The organism is Maridesulfovibrio sp., from assembly GCF_965230075.1.
Lineage (GTDB): Bacteria > Desulfobacterota > Desulfovibrionia > Desulfovibrionales > Desulfovibrionaceae > Maridesulfovibrio.
Window position 1 is genome coordinate 1,881,172 of record NZ_OZ245945.1, and the last position, 17,625, is coordinate 1,898,796.

At 46.8% G+C, this 17,625-nt stretch carries 19 protein-coding genes; 18 read left to right on the forward strand and 1 reads right to left on the reverse strand.

The annotated features are described in order from the left end of the window. Positions 1-4 precede the first annotated feature (4 nt). The 18 genes from ACO05Z_RS08515 (at position 5) to ACO05Z_RS08600 (ending at position 17,237) form a co-directional block, all read left to right on the forward strand. The gene (locus ACO05Z_RS08515; protein ID WP_421901743.1) at positions 5-964 is read left to right on the forward strand and encodes a DUF368 domain-containing protein; all 960 of its coding nucleotides are present in this window, start codon (positions 5-7) and stop codon (positions 962-964) included. A 53-nt stretch (positions 965-1,017) separates the two neighbouring features. After that, positions 1,018-1,914, forward strand: coding sequence for a P-loop NTPase (locus ACO05Z_RS08520; protein WP_421901744.1), 897 nt, complete (start codon positions 1,018-1,020; stop codon positions 1,912-1,914). Positions 1,915-2,091: 177 nt separating this feature from the next. After that, complete coding sequence (pgsA, locus tag ACO05Z_RS08525; RefSeq protein ID WP_421901745.1) at positions 2,092-2,637, forward strand: CDP-diacylglycerol--glycerol-3-phosphate 3-phosphatidyltransferase; 546 nt, start codon at positions 2,092-2,094, stop codon at positions 2,635-2,637. 38 nt (positions 2,638-2,675) lie between these two features. After that, positions 2,676-2,954, forward strand: a complete 279-nt coding sequence (locus ACO05Z_RS08530; RefSeq protein ID WP_421901746.1) for a hypothetical protein — start codon at positions 2,676-2,678, stop codon at positions 2,952-2,954. A gap of 11 nt (positions 2,955-2,965) precedes the next feature. Further along, complete coding sequence (locus ACO05Z_RS08535) at positions 2,966-3,292, forward strand: FtsB family cell division protein (protein ID WP_421901747.1); 327 nt, start codon at positions 2,966-2,968, stop codon at positions 3,290-3,292. Beyond that, the gene (locus tag ACO05Z_RS08540) at positions 3,276-4,151 is read left to right on the forward strand and encodes a tetratricopeptide repeat protein (RefSeq protein ID WP_421901748.1); all 876 of its coding nucleotides are present in this window, start codon (positions 3,276-3,278) and stop codon (positions 4,149-4,151) included. Before ACO05Z_RS08535 ends, ACO05Z_RS08540 begins: the two co-directional genes overlap by 17 nt. A gap of 93 nt (positions 4,152-4,244) precedes the next feature. Beyond that, a complete protein-coding gene (locus ACO05Z_RS08545) occupies positions 4,245-5,045 on the forward strand; it encodes a hypothetical protein (protein ID WP_421901749.1) in 801 nt (266 codons plus the stop codon). 86 nt (positions 5,046-5,131) lie between these two features. Next, positions 5,132-6,148 (forward strand): class 1 fructose-bisphosphatase, encoded by a 1,017-nt coding sequence (gene fbp / locus ACO05Z_RS08550; RefSeq protein WP_421901750.1) that lies wholly within the window; start codon positions 5,132-5,134, stop codon positions 6,146-6,148. Beyond that, entirely contained in the window at positions 6,148-7,218 is a 1,071-nt protein-coding gene (gene tsaD / locus ACO05Z_RS08555; RefSeq protein WP_421901751.1) for a tRNA (adenosine(37)-N6)-threonylcarbamoyltransferase complex transferase subunit TsaD, read from the forward strand. Before fbp ends, tsaD begins: the two co-directional genes overlap by 1 nt. 215 nt (positions 7,219-7,433) lie before the next feature. Beyond that, entirely contained in the window at positions 7,434-7,754 is a 321-nt protein-coding gene (gene trxA, locus ACO05Z_RS08560) for a thioredoxin (RefSeq protein WP_015851695.1), read from the forward strand. 3 nt (positions 7,755-7,757) lie between these two features. Further along, entirely contained in the window at positions 7,758-8,678 is a 921-nt protein-coding gene (gene trxB, locus ACO05Z_RS08565) for a thioredoxin-disulfide reductase (protein ID WP_421901752.1), read from the forward strand. Next, complete coding sequence (locus ACO05Z_RS08570) at positions 8,678-9,409, forward strand: outer membrane protein assembly factor BamD (protein ID WP_421901753.1); 732 nt, start codon at positions 8,678-8,680, stop codon at positions 9,407-9,409. Before trxB ends, ACO05Z_RS08570 begins: the two co-directional genes overlap by 1 nt. A gap of 84 nt (positions 9,410-9,493) precedes the next feature. Beyond that, positions 9,494-10,294 (forward strand): hypothetical protein, encoded by an 801-nt coding sequence (locus ACO05Z_RS08575; RefSeq protein WP_421901754.1) that lies wholly within the window; start codon positions 9,494-9,496, stop codon positions 10,292-10,294. Between the two features lie 24 nt (positions 10,295-10,318). After that, a complete protein-coding gene (gene fusA, locus ACO05Z_RS08580; protein WP_421901755.1) occupies positions 10,319-12,367 on the forward strand; it encodes an elongation factor G in 2,049 nt (682 codons plus the stop codon). Between the two features lie 19 nt (positions 12,368-12,386). Then, entirely contained in the window at positions 12,387-12,890 is a 504-nt protein-coding gene (locus ACO05Z_RS08585; protein ID WP_421901756.1) for a DUF2062 domain-containing protein, read from the forward strand. 203 nt (positions 12,891-13,093) lie between these two features. After that, positions 13,094-15,274, forward strand: a complete 2,181-nt coding sequence (locus ACO05Z_RS08590) for a chemotaxis protein CheW (RefSeq protein ID WP_421901757.1) — start codon at positions 13,094-13,096, stop codon at positions 15,272-15,274. After that, a complete protein-coding gene (locus tag ACO05Z_RS08595) occupies positions 15,274-16,161 on the forward strand; it encodes a CheR family methyltransferase (protein WP_421901758.1) in 888 nt (295 codons plus the stop codon). The genes ACO05Z_RS08590 and ACO05Z_RS08595 overlap by 1 nt, the downstream gene beginning before the upstream one ends. 2 nt (positions 16,162-16,163) lie before the next feature. After that, positions 16,164-17,237, forward strand: coding sequence for a protein-glutamate methylesterase/protein-glutamine glutaminase (locus ACO05Z_RS08600; RefSeq protein WP_421901759.1), 1,074 nt, complete (start codon positions 16,164-16,166; stop codon positions 17,235-17,237). Between the two features lie 8 nt (positions 17,238-17,245). On the opposite strand, the gene ACO05Z_RS08605 is transcribed toward ACO05Z_RS08600, so the two are convergent. Continuing rightward, entirely contained in the window at positions 17,246-17,593 is a 348-nt protein-coding gene (locus ACO05Z_RS08605; protein WP_421901760.1) for a DUF190 domain-containing protein, read from the reverse strand. Positions 17,594-17,625 lie beyond the last annotated feature (32 nt).

The following is a 17,625-nucleotide window of genomic DNA, read 5'->3' on the forward strand; positions in this document are numbered from 1 at the left end:
CACAATGAATTTTATCCAAGCTTGGAAGAATGGCCCGGGGCCGGAATCAATCCGTGATTACCTTGTACTTATCCTCAAAGGGGTTTGTATGGGGGTGGCCGATATTATCCCCGGTGTTTCCGGCGGCACCATGGCCTTCATTACCGGAATATATGACAACCTCATTGATTCGATCCGTTCTTTCAACGGAAAGTTTATCAAAAGCCTCCTTAAGTTTGACCTGACCGGGGCTGTTGCAGAGGCACACCTTAAATTTCTGCTTCCACTCCTCTTTGGGATTGTGGTGGCCATGGTTTCCATGGCCCGTGTCATCCATACCTTGCTTGGTACACATCCGGTACAGGTCTGGTCCCTTTTCTTCGGACTTATTGCCGCATCCATTCTGGTTGTAGGTAGAAGGGTCGGGGAGTTTTCGGTCAAGAATGTGCTTTCCGGTGTCATCGGTGCTATCTTCAGTTATTTTTTGGTGGGACTTATCCCTGTAACAACACCAGATACTCTCTGGTTTGTTTTCATCTGTGCATCGATTTCTATCTGCGCCATGATTCTGCCCGGTATCAGTGGCGCGTTTATTCTCTTGTTGCTGGGTAAATATGAATTTATTACCGGAGCCATCCGTAATCCCACAACCCTTGAAAACGGGGCTATCCTGATGGCTTTTGTTTGTGGCTGTGCTTTCGGTATTTCTCTTTTTTCCCGTGTCCTGCATTTTCTGCTGGAAAAACACCATGCATTGACCGTGAGCCTGCTGACCGGCTTTATGGCCGGGGCCATGCGTAAAATTTGGCCATGGAAAGAGGTCATTGATTCTGTGGTGATACGGGGTAAGACTCATGTCCTTAGCGAGGCAAATGTTTTGCCTCCCGCTTATGACGGAGAATTTGCGAGTGCCGTGCTGTTGATGGTTGCCGGATTCGCAGCAGTGATTATCTTGGAATGGGTATCTTCAGCCAAAGACAGCTGAAGTTGACTGGGGAGAGGGTCCCCAAGTTTTTAATATACAACAAAGGCATTGATATGAGTTCATCATGTAGTTCCTGTTCTTCTGCTCCTCAGAAGGGCGGGGACAAGAAAGCGAGTGCTGCCCAGGCTCTGCAGAATGAGTTGATTTCTTCAACTCTGCAGAAGATCAAATACAAAATTTTTGTAATGAGCGGCAAAGGCGGTGTTGGTAAAAGTTCTGTGGCGGTCAACATTGCCGCAGCTCTTGCTGACAAGGGTTTTAAGGTCGGTATCCTTGATGTTGACATCCATGGTCCCAGTGTTCCCCACCTGCTTGGAATTACCGGTCAGCTTGATGTTGAGCGCGGAAACCTCGTTGTTCCCAAAAAGGTAAACGACAACCTGCACGTTGTTTCCATGGAATCCCTGCTCAAGGACCCGGATCAGGCCGTTCTTTGGCGCGGTCCCATGAAAACTTCCGCTATCAGGCAGTTTATTTCCGACGTTCAGTGGGGCGAGCTTGACTTCCTCGTAGTCGATTCCCCTCCGGGTACCGGTGACGAGCCCATGACCGTTCTTAAGACTATTCCCGAATCCCTTGCTGTGGTTGTAACCACTCCTCAGGAAGTTTCCCTTGCCGACGTAAGAAAGGCTATTAACTTTCTGCAGTACGCCAAGGCCAATATCATGGGTGTTGTTGAAAACATGAGCGGACTTATCTGTCCTCATTGCCACGAGAACATCGACCTCTTTAAGAAGGGCGGCGGTGAAGAACTTGCTGAGAAATACGGCCTGCCTTTCCTCGGTGCGGTTCCTCTTGACCCCACTACTGTTGTTGCCGGTGATCTCGGTAAGCCTGTGGTTCTTCTTGATGAAGATTCTCCGGCCAAGCTTGCTTTCCGTAAAGTAGCTGATGAGATTGCTGACGCAGCTGAAAGTAGTTTTGAGGTTGCTTCCAGCACTCATACCTAAGAAAAAACGCCTTTTTTTGGGCGTAATTCCATTGCCGGGTTGACATACGGTCCGCCTCGGCACAGAATCATGCAGTTCCTGCAGGGGGCCGTTTTGCGGCTCCCTGCATTATACAAAGGCTTGCAGGCTTCAGGGCAATTGCTCTGACTAAATGAATTTCACGACCCGGGACTCCTTATGTTCAACCTTGCCAATTCCCTGACTCTTGGACGCATTCTTGCTGTACCTTTAATTGTTGTTCTTCTTTACTACCCGAACAAATTGACCATGTTTTTGGCGGCCTTTGTCTTTTTTCTGGCATCGCTGACCGACTTTTTTGACGGATACATCGCCCGTCGCAGCAATCAGGTTACCAACCTCGGCAAGTTCCTTGACCCGCTGGCTGATAAACTGCTTATCTGTTCGACCTTAATCATGCTCAGTTATATGGGGCATGTAAGCGGTTGGATTACTGTAGTTATTATCTGCCGTGAACTGGCTGTTACCGGACTCCGCGCTATTGCAGTGGATATGGGACTGGTGCTTGCTGCCGACAAGTTCGGAAAACTTAAGACTGTTGTCCAGAGTTTCGCGCTTGGTCCCTTGCTCCTGCATTATCCCTATTTCGGAATTGATATGCACCAGCTGGGAATGTGGATTCTCTACGTGGCTGTCTTCCTGACTGTGTTTTCCGGTGCTAATTATATGTACAATTTGCATAAAGTCTGGTTAACTAGCGAATAATAAAAATTTATTAGAAAATGTCACAGACAGGACAATCAATGAACGGCAATGACCGACAGAATCTTGTGCTAAGGCTCAATAATTGTCTTGAAACAATTCTTGAGATGGAGCAGGAGCTTGAAAAGCTTGACTTAAACAGCAGGTTTATTGAAGAACTTGAAGTGCTTAAAGGGTTTATGAGTAAAATGGAAAAAATCAGGGTGAGCGAAGCCGAAGTTGAACGGATTGAGTCCGCTACTGATAATTTTCTGCATGAACTCAGGGTTCCGCTGGGGCAGGTTGAGTCTCCTAGAAAAATATTTACCCGGCTTCAGTAGGAGCTTGATTAATGCTGCGACGTAGAGTCTTGCTGGGTTTACTGGTGGTAATCAACCTTGTGCTGCTTATTCGGCTCGGGATGAGTGAACAGGGATTTTTCGGTTACCTTGAACTTGATGACAAAGTTCAGGAGCTTGAACGGAAAATTGAAGCTGCTGACAACCGGACTCTCGAATTGAGTAGAGAGATCAGAAGACTTAAGACTGATCAGGCTTATCAGGAGAAGGTCATTCGCAGCAGGATGAATTACGTTAAGGAAAATGAAGTGTTATATATTTTCCCCAAATCTGGGGAGCTAAAGACTCAGGGAGCAGGTACAGATGCAAAGCAAGATTGAGTGGTATCAGGAAGTTCTGGCTCTGGAGCCCAGCTCGAAAGTTTTTTTTCCTCTGGCCCGTCTTTATGTAGAAATGGGTAATCATGAAAAGGCTGTAACCACTCTCAGGATGGGACTTGATCGTCATCCTGACTATCTTGAAGCCCGCCTGTTGCTGGTTGAAACCCTTGCCAAACTTGACCGGGATTCTGAAGCAAAGGCTGCTGTTGCTCCGCTGACCAGACTTTTTTCATCCTACCCCTCATTCTGGAAAATGTGGGGTGCTTCTGTTTCTGAAGGCAATGATGATGTAGCCGGGGCTATGGCATTTCTTTTTTCCGCTCTCCATGGTTCGCCTATGTCATGGTCTGACGTCATGGCTGAGGGCATTAAGCAACTTACCGGTGTTTCTGTTGGTGAACGGGTGCAGAAGGCAGAGTCCGTTATTTCTGAAGACAGTTATGACACTCCAGGTGATTTTGTTCGCCCTGCACCAGAAGAAAGCGCATTGTTGGTTGATGAAATTTCCGAAGCCGCCGCACTCGTTGATTTTGATGGCGATTCCGGTGAAGATTTGACTAGTCCTGTTGTCATGGACAATCTCAAGACCAAGACCATGGCAGAAGTTCTTGCTTCACAAGGTGATCTTGAGGGAGCCCTTGAAATTTATCGCGACCTGCTTTGCAAAGCATCAGACGAGGATAAAGAGGAATTGATGTCATTTATGGCCGATATTTCAAGTCGTATCAGCCAGACTCCGATGGAGGATGTGGCTGGCGATGACGCAAGCAAAGATCCTTATTTTAAACACGCTAAAAGTAAATTGATGAGTACCCTTGAACTTCTTGCCGAGCGTCTTGAGGCAAGGGCGACCAGATAAGAATTATCCTGATTTTCGGTCTTATTTAAAGATATAACTTAATAATATACAGAAGGATTCGTGCTGACTATGCACGGAATCCGGGTATGAGATATGGAATTAAAAAATTCTGTGCGTTCTGTCGCACTTTTTGTTTTTTTGGTGGGTATGCTCTGTGCCGGAGGTTGTGAATACGGCAGTAAGGTATGGCACGATGCGCAGCAGACTGTAGACCCCAACCCTGAAATCAATCTTGAGCACGGTGGGATTAAAAATCCTGATGAGAATAAGCTGGCTCTTCTCTTTACCCCCGTGGATGCGAAGATTCTTTCTCTTTGTGAGATTCTTTCAACTGTTGATTCTCACCCCGATGAAAACTGGTTTAAACTACTTTTTATGCGTTTCCCATGGATCAGCGGTGTCTTAACTGTTGATGATGAAGCCAGTATTCTTGTCAAACTGCCTGAGGCCGAGATCAAGCCATTTAAGCCCGGACCGCTCATTGAGTACGAAGGGGACTGGAATGAGATCAATCTGAAATCTTTTGTCAGCTATTCTGAATTCGGTCCTGAAATGTATCTGGCAACTCCTTTCTTCAAGGATGCCGTATTTAAAGGACTTGTTGTCGTCCATTTTGATCCCCGGATTCTTTTGAATTTTTGTCCGGACCCCAAAAAGTTGATAATTATGCAGCCTGATGGCGGTGGTGTCTGGACCGGAGCTGAAGATCTGGACAAAGAAGCTCTCCTTAAAATCGATTGGGATGAGCTCCTTGATAATCAGGTCAGAGGTGTCGTCTCTGTAGCCGGAGTACGATATGTCTGGCTGGCTCGCTATGTTGGTGACACCCAGATTGTCTACATGACTAAAGCTGTTTCAAAAGAAGATGAGGATGATGGCATACTCTTTTTCTAAATTTATAGGTCTTATTCAAAAAATCTGGTATTAAAGCTTAATTCTTTCTGAAAATCGCGCAGCAGGGACATTCCGAAGGAGGATAAATGACCCAGCAGATTACTGTTACTGAACACCTGTTACTGCACCAGAAACAAATACCCGGAGCTACCGGGCAGTTTACACATCTTTTTAACGAACTTGTTCTTTCGGCAAAAATTATTTCCAGGGAAGTAAACAAGGCTGGACTTGTAGATGTTCTGGGCTTCACGGGTGAAGTTAATGTTCAGGGTGAGGAAGTAAAAAAGCTTGACGAATACGCCAACCGGATTCTGATTCACCGCATGGCCCGTTCAGGCGTACTTTGTGCCATGGCTTCTGAAGAGAATGCCGATATTATTGAGATTCCGCACGGTCTTCCTCAGGGGAACTATATCATTATTTTTGATCCCCTCGATGGTTCATCCAATATTGATGTGAACGTTAATATCGGAACTATTTTCTCCATTTTTCGCCGCAAGAGTAAACTTGGCACTCCTGTTCAGTCTACTGATGTTCTTCAGGCGGGCTGTGAGCAGGTGGCAGCCGGATATATTCTTTACGGTTCGTCCACAATGTTGGTCTTTACTACCGGTGATGGGGTTCATGGATTTACTATGGACCCCGGTGTTGGTGAATTTCTCTTGTCTCATCCAAACATGAAGATTCCGGATAACGGTAATATTTATTCCGTGAACGAAGGGTATTGGCCATATTGGTCTGAGGCGACGAAGAAAGTCATCGGTCATTTTAAATCCAAAGATAACATTCACGGCAAACCTTATAGTCTGCGTTACATCGGCTCCCTTGTTGCCGACTTTCACCGCAATTTAATTTACGGTGGTGTCTTCATGTATCCGGCAGACCATCGTGATCCTGCAAAGCCGCGCGGTAAGCTGCGTCTGCTCTGTGAAGCATCACCCATGGCTATGCTCATTGAGCAGGCCGGAGGGCGGGCTACTGATGGAACCCAGCGTATCCTTGATATTGTCCCTGATGATCTGCACCAGCGCGTGCCTTTGTTTATCGGTTCCCGTCATGAGGTAGAGACTATCTGTGACATTTATAAGGAGCACGAGGGCTAATGCTCTGTCTTGGTATTGAAAGTTCCTGTGATGAAACAGGTCTTGCCCTTGTCCGGGACGGAAAGCTGATTGCTGAAAAACTTGCTTCGCAGGTTGATGTGCATGCCGTCTTTGGCGGTGTGGTTCCGGAAATCGCATCCCGTGAGCATTTACGTGTCCTGCCAGTGCTTCTGCGTGAATTGCTGAAAGAGCAAAATCTGACCATTGATGACATCGATGTTGTTTCCGTAGCCAGAGGGCCGGGGCTTCTGGGCTGTCTGCTCATGGGATTAAGTTTTGCCAAGGGGCTGGTGCTTTCCAGCAGGGCCAAGCTCATCGGAGTCAACCATCTTTGGGCGCATTTGACTGCTGCCGGACTTGAGCAGGATTTGCAGTTCCCCTCCTTGGGATTGCTGGTTTCCGGTGGGCATACCCATATTTACCTTATTGAAAGTCCCTCGCAATTTACCTTGCTTGGCAGAACCCTTGACGATGCTGCCGGGGAAGCTTTTGACAAGACTGCCAAGTCTTTGAATCTTCCATATCCCGGCGGTAAGCTTGTTGATGATCTGGGCAGGCAGGGTGTTGTAGATAAGAAGCTTTTTCCCGTACCTTATATTAATAACGACAATCTTGATTTCAGTTTCAGCGGTTTGAAGACTGCGGTGGCTAACTACGTGAATCAGCATTCCGGATTGCGTCTTGATGTTATGGGAGTGCCGGAAGATGGTGCTGAAGATTCTGTGATTTCCGAAGAACGCAAGAACATGTTGGCTTCTTTCAATTATACTGTAGGCCGCACTCTTGAAGTTAAGGTCGAAAGGGCCTTGCAGCGTAACCGTGGTGTGAAGTCCCTTATTGTGGCCGGCGGTGTTGCAGCGAATTCAGTTGTGCGTTCAGTCATGGCTGATGTTGCTGCAAAAATTTCCATACCGCTGGTTTTACCTTCCATGCATCTTTGCACTGATAACGGAGCAATGATTGCCTATGCCGGATATCTTATGGCCAGTGCCGGATGCAGGCATGATCTCGATCTTGAGGCAATTCCCCGGGGTAGGGTAGTGCCTTCGGACTGGATTTGTGAAGGTTAATTTAGTTAAGCGGGTGTTGCCTTTGCCCTGAAGGGTGGGTAGTATCTATTTTGATAGTTGCTAAACCATTGTGTCTGTTCACCTTGACACATGGAGCAACGGGAATTAAATTTTAAAAATTGAATTCCACTATTATGGGTGGAATCCGGACGAAGACAATTTGATGTGTCTGTTCTCAGGCACAGCTACCTGAATACTGTAACAAGGAGAAAAACATGGCTTTGCAGGTTACCGATTCCAATTTCCAAGAAGAAGTTCTCAATAGTGATAAGCCTGTTCTGGTTGACTTCTGGGCTCCGTGGTGCGGACCCTGTCGTGCAATGGGCCCTGTGATTGACGAGCTTGCTGAAGAATTCTCCGGCCAGATTAAGATCTGCAAGATGAATGTAGATGATAACCCTGCGTCTCCCGGAAAGTATGGCATCCGTGCTATCCCGACCCTCATCCTTTTCAAGGATGGTGAAGTTGTAGACCAGACCACTGGTGCAGTTTCCAAGAGCAGCATTAAGGAAATGATCAGCAGCAAGGCTCTGTAAATAATGAAGTCTTATGACGCCGTTGTAATTGGGGGCGGCCCAGCCGGAATGGCGGCCGCCCTTTATCTTGCGAGGGCAGGAGTTAATTTTCTTGCCGTCGAAAAGTTGTCCCATGGCGGACAGATGCTCTTGACCGATGAGCTGGAGAATTTTCCCGGGTTCCCTGATGGAATCAAGGGGTACGAGCTGGCCGACAGAATGGACAGACACGTTAAGCATTACAAGTTTGACCATGTCTATGATGAGGTGCTGCAGATCATTCCCGGTGAAGAGTTTCATGAAGTTGTGGTTGCGAGCGGTGATCATGTAAAAACTCAGGTTGTTATAATCACATCCGGGGTTACTTTCAGAAAATTAAGAGTTCCCAACGAGGAAAAACTGCTTGGACGCGGGGTGTCTTATTGCGCCCTGTGTGACGGCCATTTTTACCGCGACAAGGTTGTTGCTGTTATTGGCGGCGGTAATTCCGCGCTTGAGGAATCCATCTATCTTTCCAAGCTTGTAAAGAAGCTTTACCTTGTGCATCGCAGGGAAGAATTCAGGGCGGACATGGTCTATCAGGATAAATGTCTGGCAAACCCGGTGATTGAGCCGGTCCTTAATTCTGTTGTTTCGAAGATTGTCGGTGATACCGAAGTGTCCGGTGTTGAGCTTAAGAGTGTAGCTACCGGAGATTATTCCGTCCTTGATGTGGACGGAGTTTTTATTTTTGTCGGCTTTGATGCCGTGTGCAGCTTTTTTCCCAAGGAGCTGGCACTCGATAAGTATGGATTTATAAAAACAACCTGCGAAATGGAATCAAGTATTCCCGGAATATACGCCGCAGGTGACATCCGCTCTAAGAAATGCAGGCAGGTTGTCACTGCCGTAGGTGACGGCGCTACAGCCGCCACGGCCGCGTATGCGTATCTGGAACATAAATAATGCGAAATAAATTTCTTTCTATTTTTTTAGCTTCTTTTCTTCTTATCAGCCTGACTGGCTGTGGAGTTATTGACTACTACTTCCTTCCCAAGCCGGAAGATACCGCACAGGAACTCTTTGAAGCCGGTGTGGAGGCTATGAAGGATAAAGAATATTACGATGCAGCTGAGTTTTTCTCCAAGTTGAAAGACCGTTATCCTTTTAGCCCGTATACTGTGAAAGCTGAGATCAGCCTTGGAGATGCATATTTCCTTGATGAGAAATACTTTGATGCTTCAGAGGCATATAAAGAATTTGCTGCATTGCATCCGGGTAATGAAGAGATTCCTTATGTTCTTTACCAGATCGGCTTGAGTAATTATAACCTTTTTAGCTCGATTGACAGGCCGCAAAGCAATATTACTGAGGCGCTTGAATATTTTTACAGGGTTGAGGAAGCATACCCCGATACTCAGTATGCAAAGTCTTCCAAGGAATATATCATCAAATGCCGCCGTGCATTGGCTGACCATGAGCTTTATATCGCGGATTTCTTCTGGAGATCTTCAAAGTTCGGTTCTGCGTGGAAGCGTTATGCGTACGTGGTCAGGAACTTTAAGGATCTGCCGGAAGTGCGTAAATACGCCATGAAGCAGGCGGAGATGTCCTACTACGAATATCAGAAAACACTCTCTCAAGATGAACGTGAGCGTCTTCAGGGAAGTTGGAAAGAGCTGGTCGATTGGCTCTAATTTTTATCCCATGTTAAAAAGCAAAGCCCGGTAGGCGTAGGTCTGCCGGGCTTTTATATAGTGAAGTTGTCCTTGGAGGCAGATATGTTTGAATTTCCGCTTTGGTTGCAGGATTACCAGATAGACGACGAAATTTTCGGTGAAGCTTATGAAGCTACCTTGCCGCCCCAGCGTGCTTGGTTGAAAAAGACCATTGCGCAGGTTTACGGAATTAATTCCCCTGAAGCGCCGAGCAAAACCTGGAATGTGAATACATGGCGCGGAGGTTTTGAGACGGAAGTCTCTACCGCACCTTTGGCATGGACCGTTCTGCTGCTGGATGAAAAATCGGTTTCACCGGTCAGGATTCTGGCTGCGCTGGTCCCGGCCCTTGCCGCCGGGGTTAAAAATATCTTGGCAATATACAGCGGCGAAGGGGACATTTCACAGTCCGTACTGGCAGGATTTGAGCTTGCCGGACAGGAGGATGTGGTTCACTTGCCTCAGAATAAGGTTAAAGAGTTGCTTGATCACCTCATGCGTAGTGGTGTTGACGGTGCAATTCTTGATTTGCGGGTAAGTCATGTACTTCTACCGTGCGGTCCTTGTGTGCGTTACTGGCGTGCACCGGAAATTTCCAGTATATCAATCTGTAAGGAAGAAGATTCCCCTGATATGGATGTACTTTCCTTTGTTCATCCTGATGTTGAATTTGTTGAAGTGGATGAGGATTCCCTTGAAGATGCTCAATCCGATGCTGCGGTTGTTCCTGCTGAGATTGTCGGCGATGCGCTGATGAATTATAATATTGTGTTGGCTCACGGGCAGGAAGGTTGCTGGCTCTGGAACGGCTTTAACAGTTCTTTTTTCAAGCGCGAATCTGTAGCTCTAGCTGTGGCTGAATAAGTATTTTTACCGGGAAGGTGACCTGTGAATGCAAAGCCTGATTTCTCTACAAAAGGTATTGGAAAGATACGCAATATTGGAATTATTGCTCATATTGATGCCGGTAAGACCACGGTTACCGAGCGTATGCTTTATTTTTCAGGCAGGATTCACAGGTTGGGTGAGGTTCATGAAGGAACCGCTACCATGGATTACATGCCTGAAGAGCAGGAGCGCGGGATTACTATCACCTCAGCTGTAACCACCTGCTACTGGGAAGATAAAACAGTTAATATTATCGATACTCCGGGGCATGTGGATTTTACCATTGAGGTGGAGCGTTCTTTGCGTGTGCTGGACGGAGCGGTCGGTGTTTTCTGTGCTGTTGGTGGAGTAGAGCCGCAGTCGGAAACAGTCTGGCGCCAGAGCGAGGCTTATGGCGTTCCCAAACTGGTCTTTATTAATAAAATGGATCGTTTGGGTGCTGATTTTGAGGCTGTGCTAGAATCCATGACTGACAAACTTTCCATTAAAAGCCTTCCGGTTCAGGTTCCGGACGGTGCCGGAGATGAGTTTTCTGCTGTTTATGATCTCATCCGTATGAAAAAGCTGGTCTTTGATCAGGACAGCAACGGCGAAGAATTTGATGTGCTTGATCTTGATGATCAGGATGATGAATTTGTTGCACCGTGGCGTGAGCGTATGTGCGAGACCCTTTCCGAGATAGATGACGAGTTTATGGAAAGGTATCTGGAGGATGACATTGATCCCAGGTATATTGATGAAGTCATCCGCAAGGCGACTCTCGGACTTAAGCTGGTACCTGTTTTTTCCGGTTCAGCATTGAAGAATGTCGGCGTTCAGCCCTTGATGGATGGAGTTGGAAAATATCTGCCCAGCCCGTTGGAAGCCCATAAGGTAACCGGGATAAATCCCCAGACCGGAGCAGGGCAGGAAGTTGAGCCTTCTGCCAATGGTCCCTTTCAGGCTCTTGCCTTCAAGGTGGTAATGGATTCCGGGCGCAAGATGGTGCTTATGCGTATTTATTCCGGTAAGATAGAGGCCGGGGATACCGTGCGAAATTTTACACAGGGTAAAGATGAACGCATTGCCCGTCTTTTCAAGATGCATGCAGGGCGTAAAGAACGTCTTGATATGGCTGGAATCGGTGATATCGTAGGGGCTGCCGGTTTAAAGGATACCCGCACCGGAGATACGCTTTCCACTGCTGAAACCCCGCTTGTTCTGGAACAGATCGAAATGTACAAACCGGTAATCTCCATGGCTATCGAACCACGTAATGTGGATGAATCCGAAAAGCTGGAAGAGGTTCTGGATAAATATCTGCAGGAAGACCCGACACTTACTCTGAAGACCGACGAGGATACCGGACAGATTATTCTTTCAGGTATGGGAGAACTTCATCTTGAGGTTGTTCTGGATCGCATGCGTCGGGAATACAAGCTTGAACCTCGTTCCGGTAAGCCGCAGGTTGTTTATCAGGAAGTACCGGGTGGCAATGCAGAAGCCGAGGAAGAGTTTGATAAGCTCCTTGGTGAGGATAAGCATTACGGGTACGTGCGTCTGGCGGTTGAGCCGCAGGAACGCGGTTCCGGTCGGGATGTTATATTTGAGATTGACCCTGATGAATGGTCTTCCGATTGGATGGACGCGGTTGCGGAAGGAGTGGATGACGGCTTGCAGAGCGGCGTTATAAAGGGATTTCCGGTTCAGGATGTGAAAGTACGTATTCTTGAACTGCGTAAACGGGACGGGGAATCAAGCGTTCCGGGATATCATATGGCAGCCGGCAAGGCTCTGAAGGCAGCTTTGGCTGCTTCTAAGCCGAAGTTGATGGAACCGATCATGGATGTAGAGGTTTCGGTTCCTGAAGAGTTTGTCGGTGATGTTATCGGGTTGCTTGGGGCTAAGGGCGCGCGCATCGAAAATATGCTCGACCGAAATAGTCAGAAGATTGTTCAAGCATTGTCACCGTTGCGGAACATGTTCGGTTTTTCAACTGATTTAAGATCGGCTACTCAGGGACGGGCCGGTTTTGCCATGAAGTTCCACAGCTTTGATGTTTTGGACTAAATTCAACAAAGGGAAGTTGATGCAGAGGAATTTCAGCAGATGGGAGAAGTTTAAAAGACTTCTCAAATTATATTACCTTAAATTGATGCGTATTAACGGATCACCGCATAGCATTGCCATGGGGGTGGCTTGCGGTGTTTTCGGAGGGTGTTTTCCCGTTATTCCGGGGCTTCCCCTGCAAACGATAATCGCTGTTGTAATGGCTTTCATTACCCGCAGCAGCAAAATTGCCGCGGCCATTGCTACATGGGTTTCCAATCCATTTAACTGGCTGCTGTTTTATTATGTGCAGTTCAAGATCGGTACATTTCTGCTACCTATCGATGTGCAGTTTGATCCGGCCAAATGGCAGGTTGCCGATTTTATGGAAATCGGTTGGCAGGGGGTAACCATCCTCATTTTCGGTGGAGTTGTTCTTGGAATTCCTATGGGGATACTCTCCTATTTTATTGCTCTTTATTTTGTGCGCCGTTACCGCAGGCGTAAAACTTTACGGATGCTCGCCCGTAGGAAGAAATTGTGAATTTACCGATTCTATTGTCGTGCATAGGCGAAAGTTGCTTCTTTTTGTGAGATTTCGTGATAATTAAGAAAGGTCCTTTGGTTGCAAAGGGCCTTTTTTGTATTTTTTACGCCTTTGATAATGATACTGCTTGATTGAAACTGATTAAATGTTTAAAAATAGAAGTGTTTATCAGCCTATTCAAATGACTTGGAGAATTTTTTATGTCTGATGATATGACAACTCAAGTATTCAAGGAAGAAGCGTACGAACTACTTGGTGAGCTTGAAACCTCTTTGCTTGAGCTTGAAGATGTTCCTGAGGATATGGATATAATCAACCGTGTCTTCAGAGCCTTGCATACGATTAAAGGTTCCGGGTCTATGTTTGGCTTTGAAGCCATTGCTGAATTTACCCATGAAGTGGAGACCATATTTGATAAGGTCAGGAATGGGGAACTTGAGATAACCAAGAATCTCTTGAGTCTTTCTCTTTCTGCACGAGATCATATTTATTCCATGCTGGAATCCTCGTCCGGTGAAGGGGATAGCAGTGTTGGTAATGGTATTCTCGAAGGTTTAAAAGATATTGCAGCTGACGGAGGCGAAACCGAACCGGAGATTGAAGATGAACCTGTTATTGCTACAGCCGAGGAAGCAGAGGCCGTAGAAGTCCCGCCTGTTAATACTGGAGAGTCTGCAGCTGACCAGTCGTTGAAAAGTCTTTATCAGATTGTAATTAAGGTTGCTCCGGGTAATGACGTTGAAGAGGAAAACCTTGATCCATTGCTGGCGGAACTCGGGCGGATTGGTGTTGTCCGTTCAAAAGTCCTGCACAGGGATGATGAATTCTGGTGGGACGTCATTTTTGAGAGCGATGCGGATTCTATGTCCATTGAGGAAATTTTCTTTTTTACCGACATTCCGGTAACCGTGAATGTGCGCGAAGTAGCACGGGAAGACGTTGCGGATGTCCTTGATATTTCAGACGATGATGGCGATGGTGAGGACTTTGCCGTTTCAGCAGGACCAACCAAAAAGCTCGGTGAAATTCTTGTGGAGCGCGGAGATGTAGCTTCCGAAGATATTGCTGAGGTTTTGGCTGACCAGAAACCTTTAGGTGAATTGCTCACTGAAAAAGGGGTAGTCAGCAAGGAAAAAGTGGAAAGTGCTCTAGCAGAGCAAAGTGCGACAAAAGAATTTAAGACGCAAGCTAAGCAGTCACGTAAAAAGGCTGACACCGCTTCGTCTATTAGAGTCTCCGCTGAGAAGCTAGACTATCTGGTGGACCTTGTGGGCGAACTGGTTATAGTTCAGGCCCAGATCAGTCAGGTGGTTAGCTCCAAGGCTGACCCGGCTTTGACCGCTCTTTCTGAGGAACTTGAGCGTCTTTCCGATGAGCTCAGGGACAGTACCCTCGGAATCAGGATGCTGCCCATCGGGACAACTTTCAGCAAATTCAGACGTCTTGTCCGTGATCTTTCCGAAGATCTCGGAAAAGAAATTGATCTCAACACCAACGGAGCGGAAACCGAGTTGGACAAGACAGTTATCGAGCGTCTCGGTGATCCTCTTGTGCATCTTTTGCGCAATTCAATCGACCACGGCATCGAAGGCCCTGAAGCACGTGTTTCAAAAGGCAAGCCGCGCCGGGGAACCATTACTCTTTCCGCAGAGCATTCCGGTGGCGATGTAATGATTCTTATCGAAGATGACGGTAAGGGCATGTCCAAGGAAGCCATTAAGGCTAAAGCGGTTGAGAAGGGACTCATTTCTGCTGACCAGGATCTTAGCGATAAGGAAGTTTTCAATCTTATTTTCGAACCCGGATTTTCTACTGCCCAGAGCGTAACCAATGTTTCCGGGCGTGGGGTGGGGATGGACGTTGTAAAACGTGCCATTGATTCCCTGCGTGGAAGCATTGATATTACCAGTGAAGAAGGCAAGGGAACAATCATAACCATCAGGTTGCCGCTTACCCTTGCAATTATCGATGGCTTGCAGGTCCGGGTCAGTGATGATTATTTCGTGATTCCGCTTTCCCTGGTTGAAGAGTGTGTTGAGCTTACCCGCAAGGATGTAGAAGAAGCCAATGGTCAGCAGTTCGTGAATCTGCGCGGAGAGATTGTTCCGTATATCAGGATTCGTGAATGGTTCGAGGTCGAGGGAGAATCCCCGCCCATTGAGCAGATTGTCATTACCGGACTTGATGGCAACCGGATCGGGGTTGTCGTGGATACGGTCATCGGCGAGCATCAGACTGTAATCAAGAGTCTGGGACGTGTGTACCGTGATGTAGAAGGCATTTCCGGAGCTACCATCAAAGGAGACGGAACCCTTGCATTAATCCTTGATATCCCGAAATTGTTTCGGACAGTTTTGGCTGAAATAAAGGCGGCTGGCTGATGGTCTTCAAAAAGGACAAGAAGGACAAAAAAAAGTCCAAGAAAGGGGAGCAGGCCACAGTATCGCTTACCCCGAAGATGACTGAGTCTGATTTTGGTAAATTCAGTAAGCTGATTAAGGAGGAGTTTGGAATTAAGATGCCGCCTTCCAAGAAGACAATGCTTGAGGCTCGTCTTCAGAAAAGATTACGTGCTCTTGGTTTCAGCAGTCATTCACAGTATTGCGATTTCCTGTTCAGCCCCGGGGGATTTGAAAAGGAACTTACACAGCTTATTGATGTAGTCACAACGAACACCACAGATTTCTTTCGGGAACCTAAGCACTTTGAATTATTGCTAAGCACTGTGTTGCCTGATCTTTGTCAGCGCAACAGCAGGCCTGTTAAACTTTGGTCTGCGGGGTGCTCCAGCGGTGAGGAACCTTATACTTTGTGTATGGTCCTGAATGAGTTTGCCCAAAAGAATCCCAGCTTCAAATATTCTTTGATGGCCACGGATATTTCGACTGATATTTTGCGCAAGGCTATGAATGCAGTTTATCCTATGAGCAAGGTAGACGTAGTCCCTATGGCTATGAAGAAAAAGTACCTGCTTAAGAGTAAGGATAAAGCTAAACCATTGGTCCGGGTGGTCCCGGAGTTGCGTAATAAAGTTGATTTCCGGCGGCTTAATTTTATGGAACCTTTTCCGTTTAAAGATCAAAAAGATATAATTTTCTGTCGCAACGTTGTCATATATTTTGACAGAGCTACTCAGTACACCCTGTTCAAGAAGTTCTGCTCCACGTTGTCTAAAGGCGGATATTTGTTCATCGGGCATTCGGAAAGTATTTCAGGAATGGAACTTCCGGTCAGACAGATTGCACCCACTGTTTATCAAAAGGTTTAGATATGAATAAGAAAACCAAGGTCTTGATTGTTGATGATTCCGCTTTGGTCCGTCAGGCATTACAGCAACTTTTTGCCACTGATTCCAGTATAGAGATTGTAGGCAGTGCCGGTGATCCTTTTGCTGCAGCAGAAATAATGAAGAGGATTGTTCCGGATGTAATTACCCTTGATATTGAAATGCCTAAAATGGACGGCCTTACTTTTCTGCGTAAATTGATGACCCAGCATCCAATTCCTGTTGTAATTTGTTCTACCCTCACTGAACAGGGATCTGATGCTTATATGAAAGCCCTTGAATACGGGGCGGTTGATGTAATTACCAAGCCGAAGATAGGTACTAAGCAGTTCTTTGAAGAGTCCAGCATCCGGGTTTGCGATGTGGTCAAAGCTGCTGCCATGACCAGACCACGCAAGCTTTCTGCCCGGCCCATGACTGTTCAGCCCAAGCTTTCCGCCGATGCTGTCCTGCCTAAGTCCCGACCTAGAACAACAACCCTGCAAACTACTGAGAAAGTAATACTTGTGGGTGCTTCTACCGGAGGAACTGAAGCCATTCAAAGCTTTTTACAAAGCATGCCCCTTGATTCTCCGGGAATCGCCATCGTTCAGCATATGCCGGAAAAATTTACAGCAGCTTTTGCTTCAAGGCTTGATACCATCTGCCGTATTACTGTTAAAGAAGCCCGGGACGGCGACAGTATTTTGAGGGGGCAGGCGCTGATAGCACCCGGAAATAAACATATGTTAATCAAGCGTTCCGGTGCGCGTTACTATGTTGAGATTAAGGATGGTCCTTTGGTCAGCCGTCACAGGCCATCTGTTGATGTGCTTTTCCGTTCAGGTGCTTCCAGTGCCGGGAAAAATGCCGTGGGTGTGATCATGACCGGAATGGGTGATGATGGAGCAAAAGGTATGAAAGAAATGCATGATGCCGGAACATACTGCATCGCACAGGATGAGGCCTCCTGCGTTGTTTTCGGTATGCCGCAGGAAGCCATCAAGCTAGGTGGGGTGGATAAGATAATGCCGCTCAGGAATATCCCCGGAGCAGTGGTTAATTATTGTAATCGTTAAAGATATATTTACAGCTTTTCGCCTTTATTGTGCTTATGGATGACTACGTTCACCTCTTCGGAGGTGACCAGTCCTTCAGTCATGTTTTCGTCTAAAAATTCCGTAAATTTTGCAATTTTTTCAGGTCTGTCAATGATCTCAATGATCAGGGGCAGGTCTTCTGAAAGCCTGAGGATAGAGGTTGTGCGGACTTGACTGTTGGCCCCGTAGCCCATCACACCCCGGTATACTGATGCTCCGGCGAGCTCTTGGTTTCGTGCTTCTTCTACGATTACTTCGTAAAGTGGGCGGTGCTTGATTCTATTTTCCTCTCCGGTGAAGATTTTGAGTCTTACAGCTTTTTCCGTTAAGGTCATGGTGAGTTCTCCGTATTAAATGGTTGCTTGAA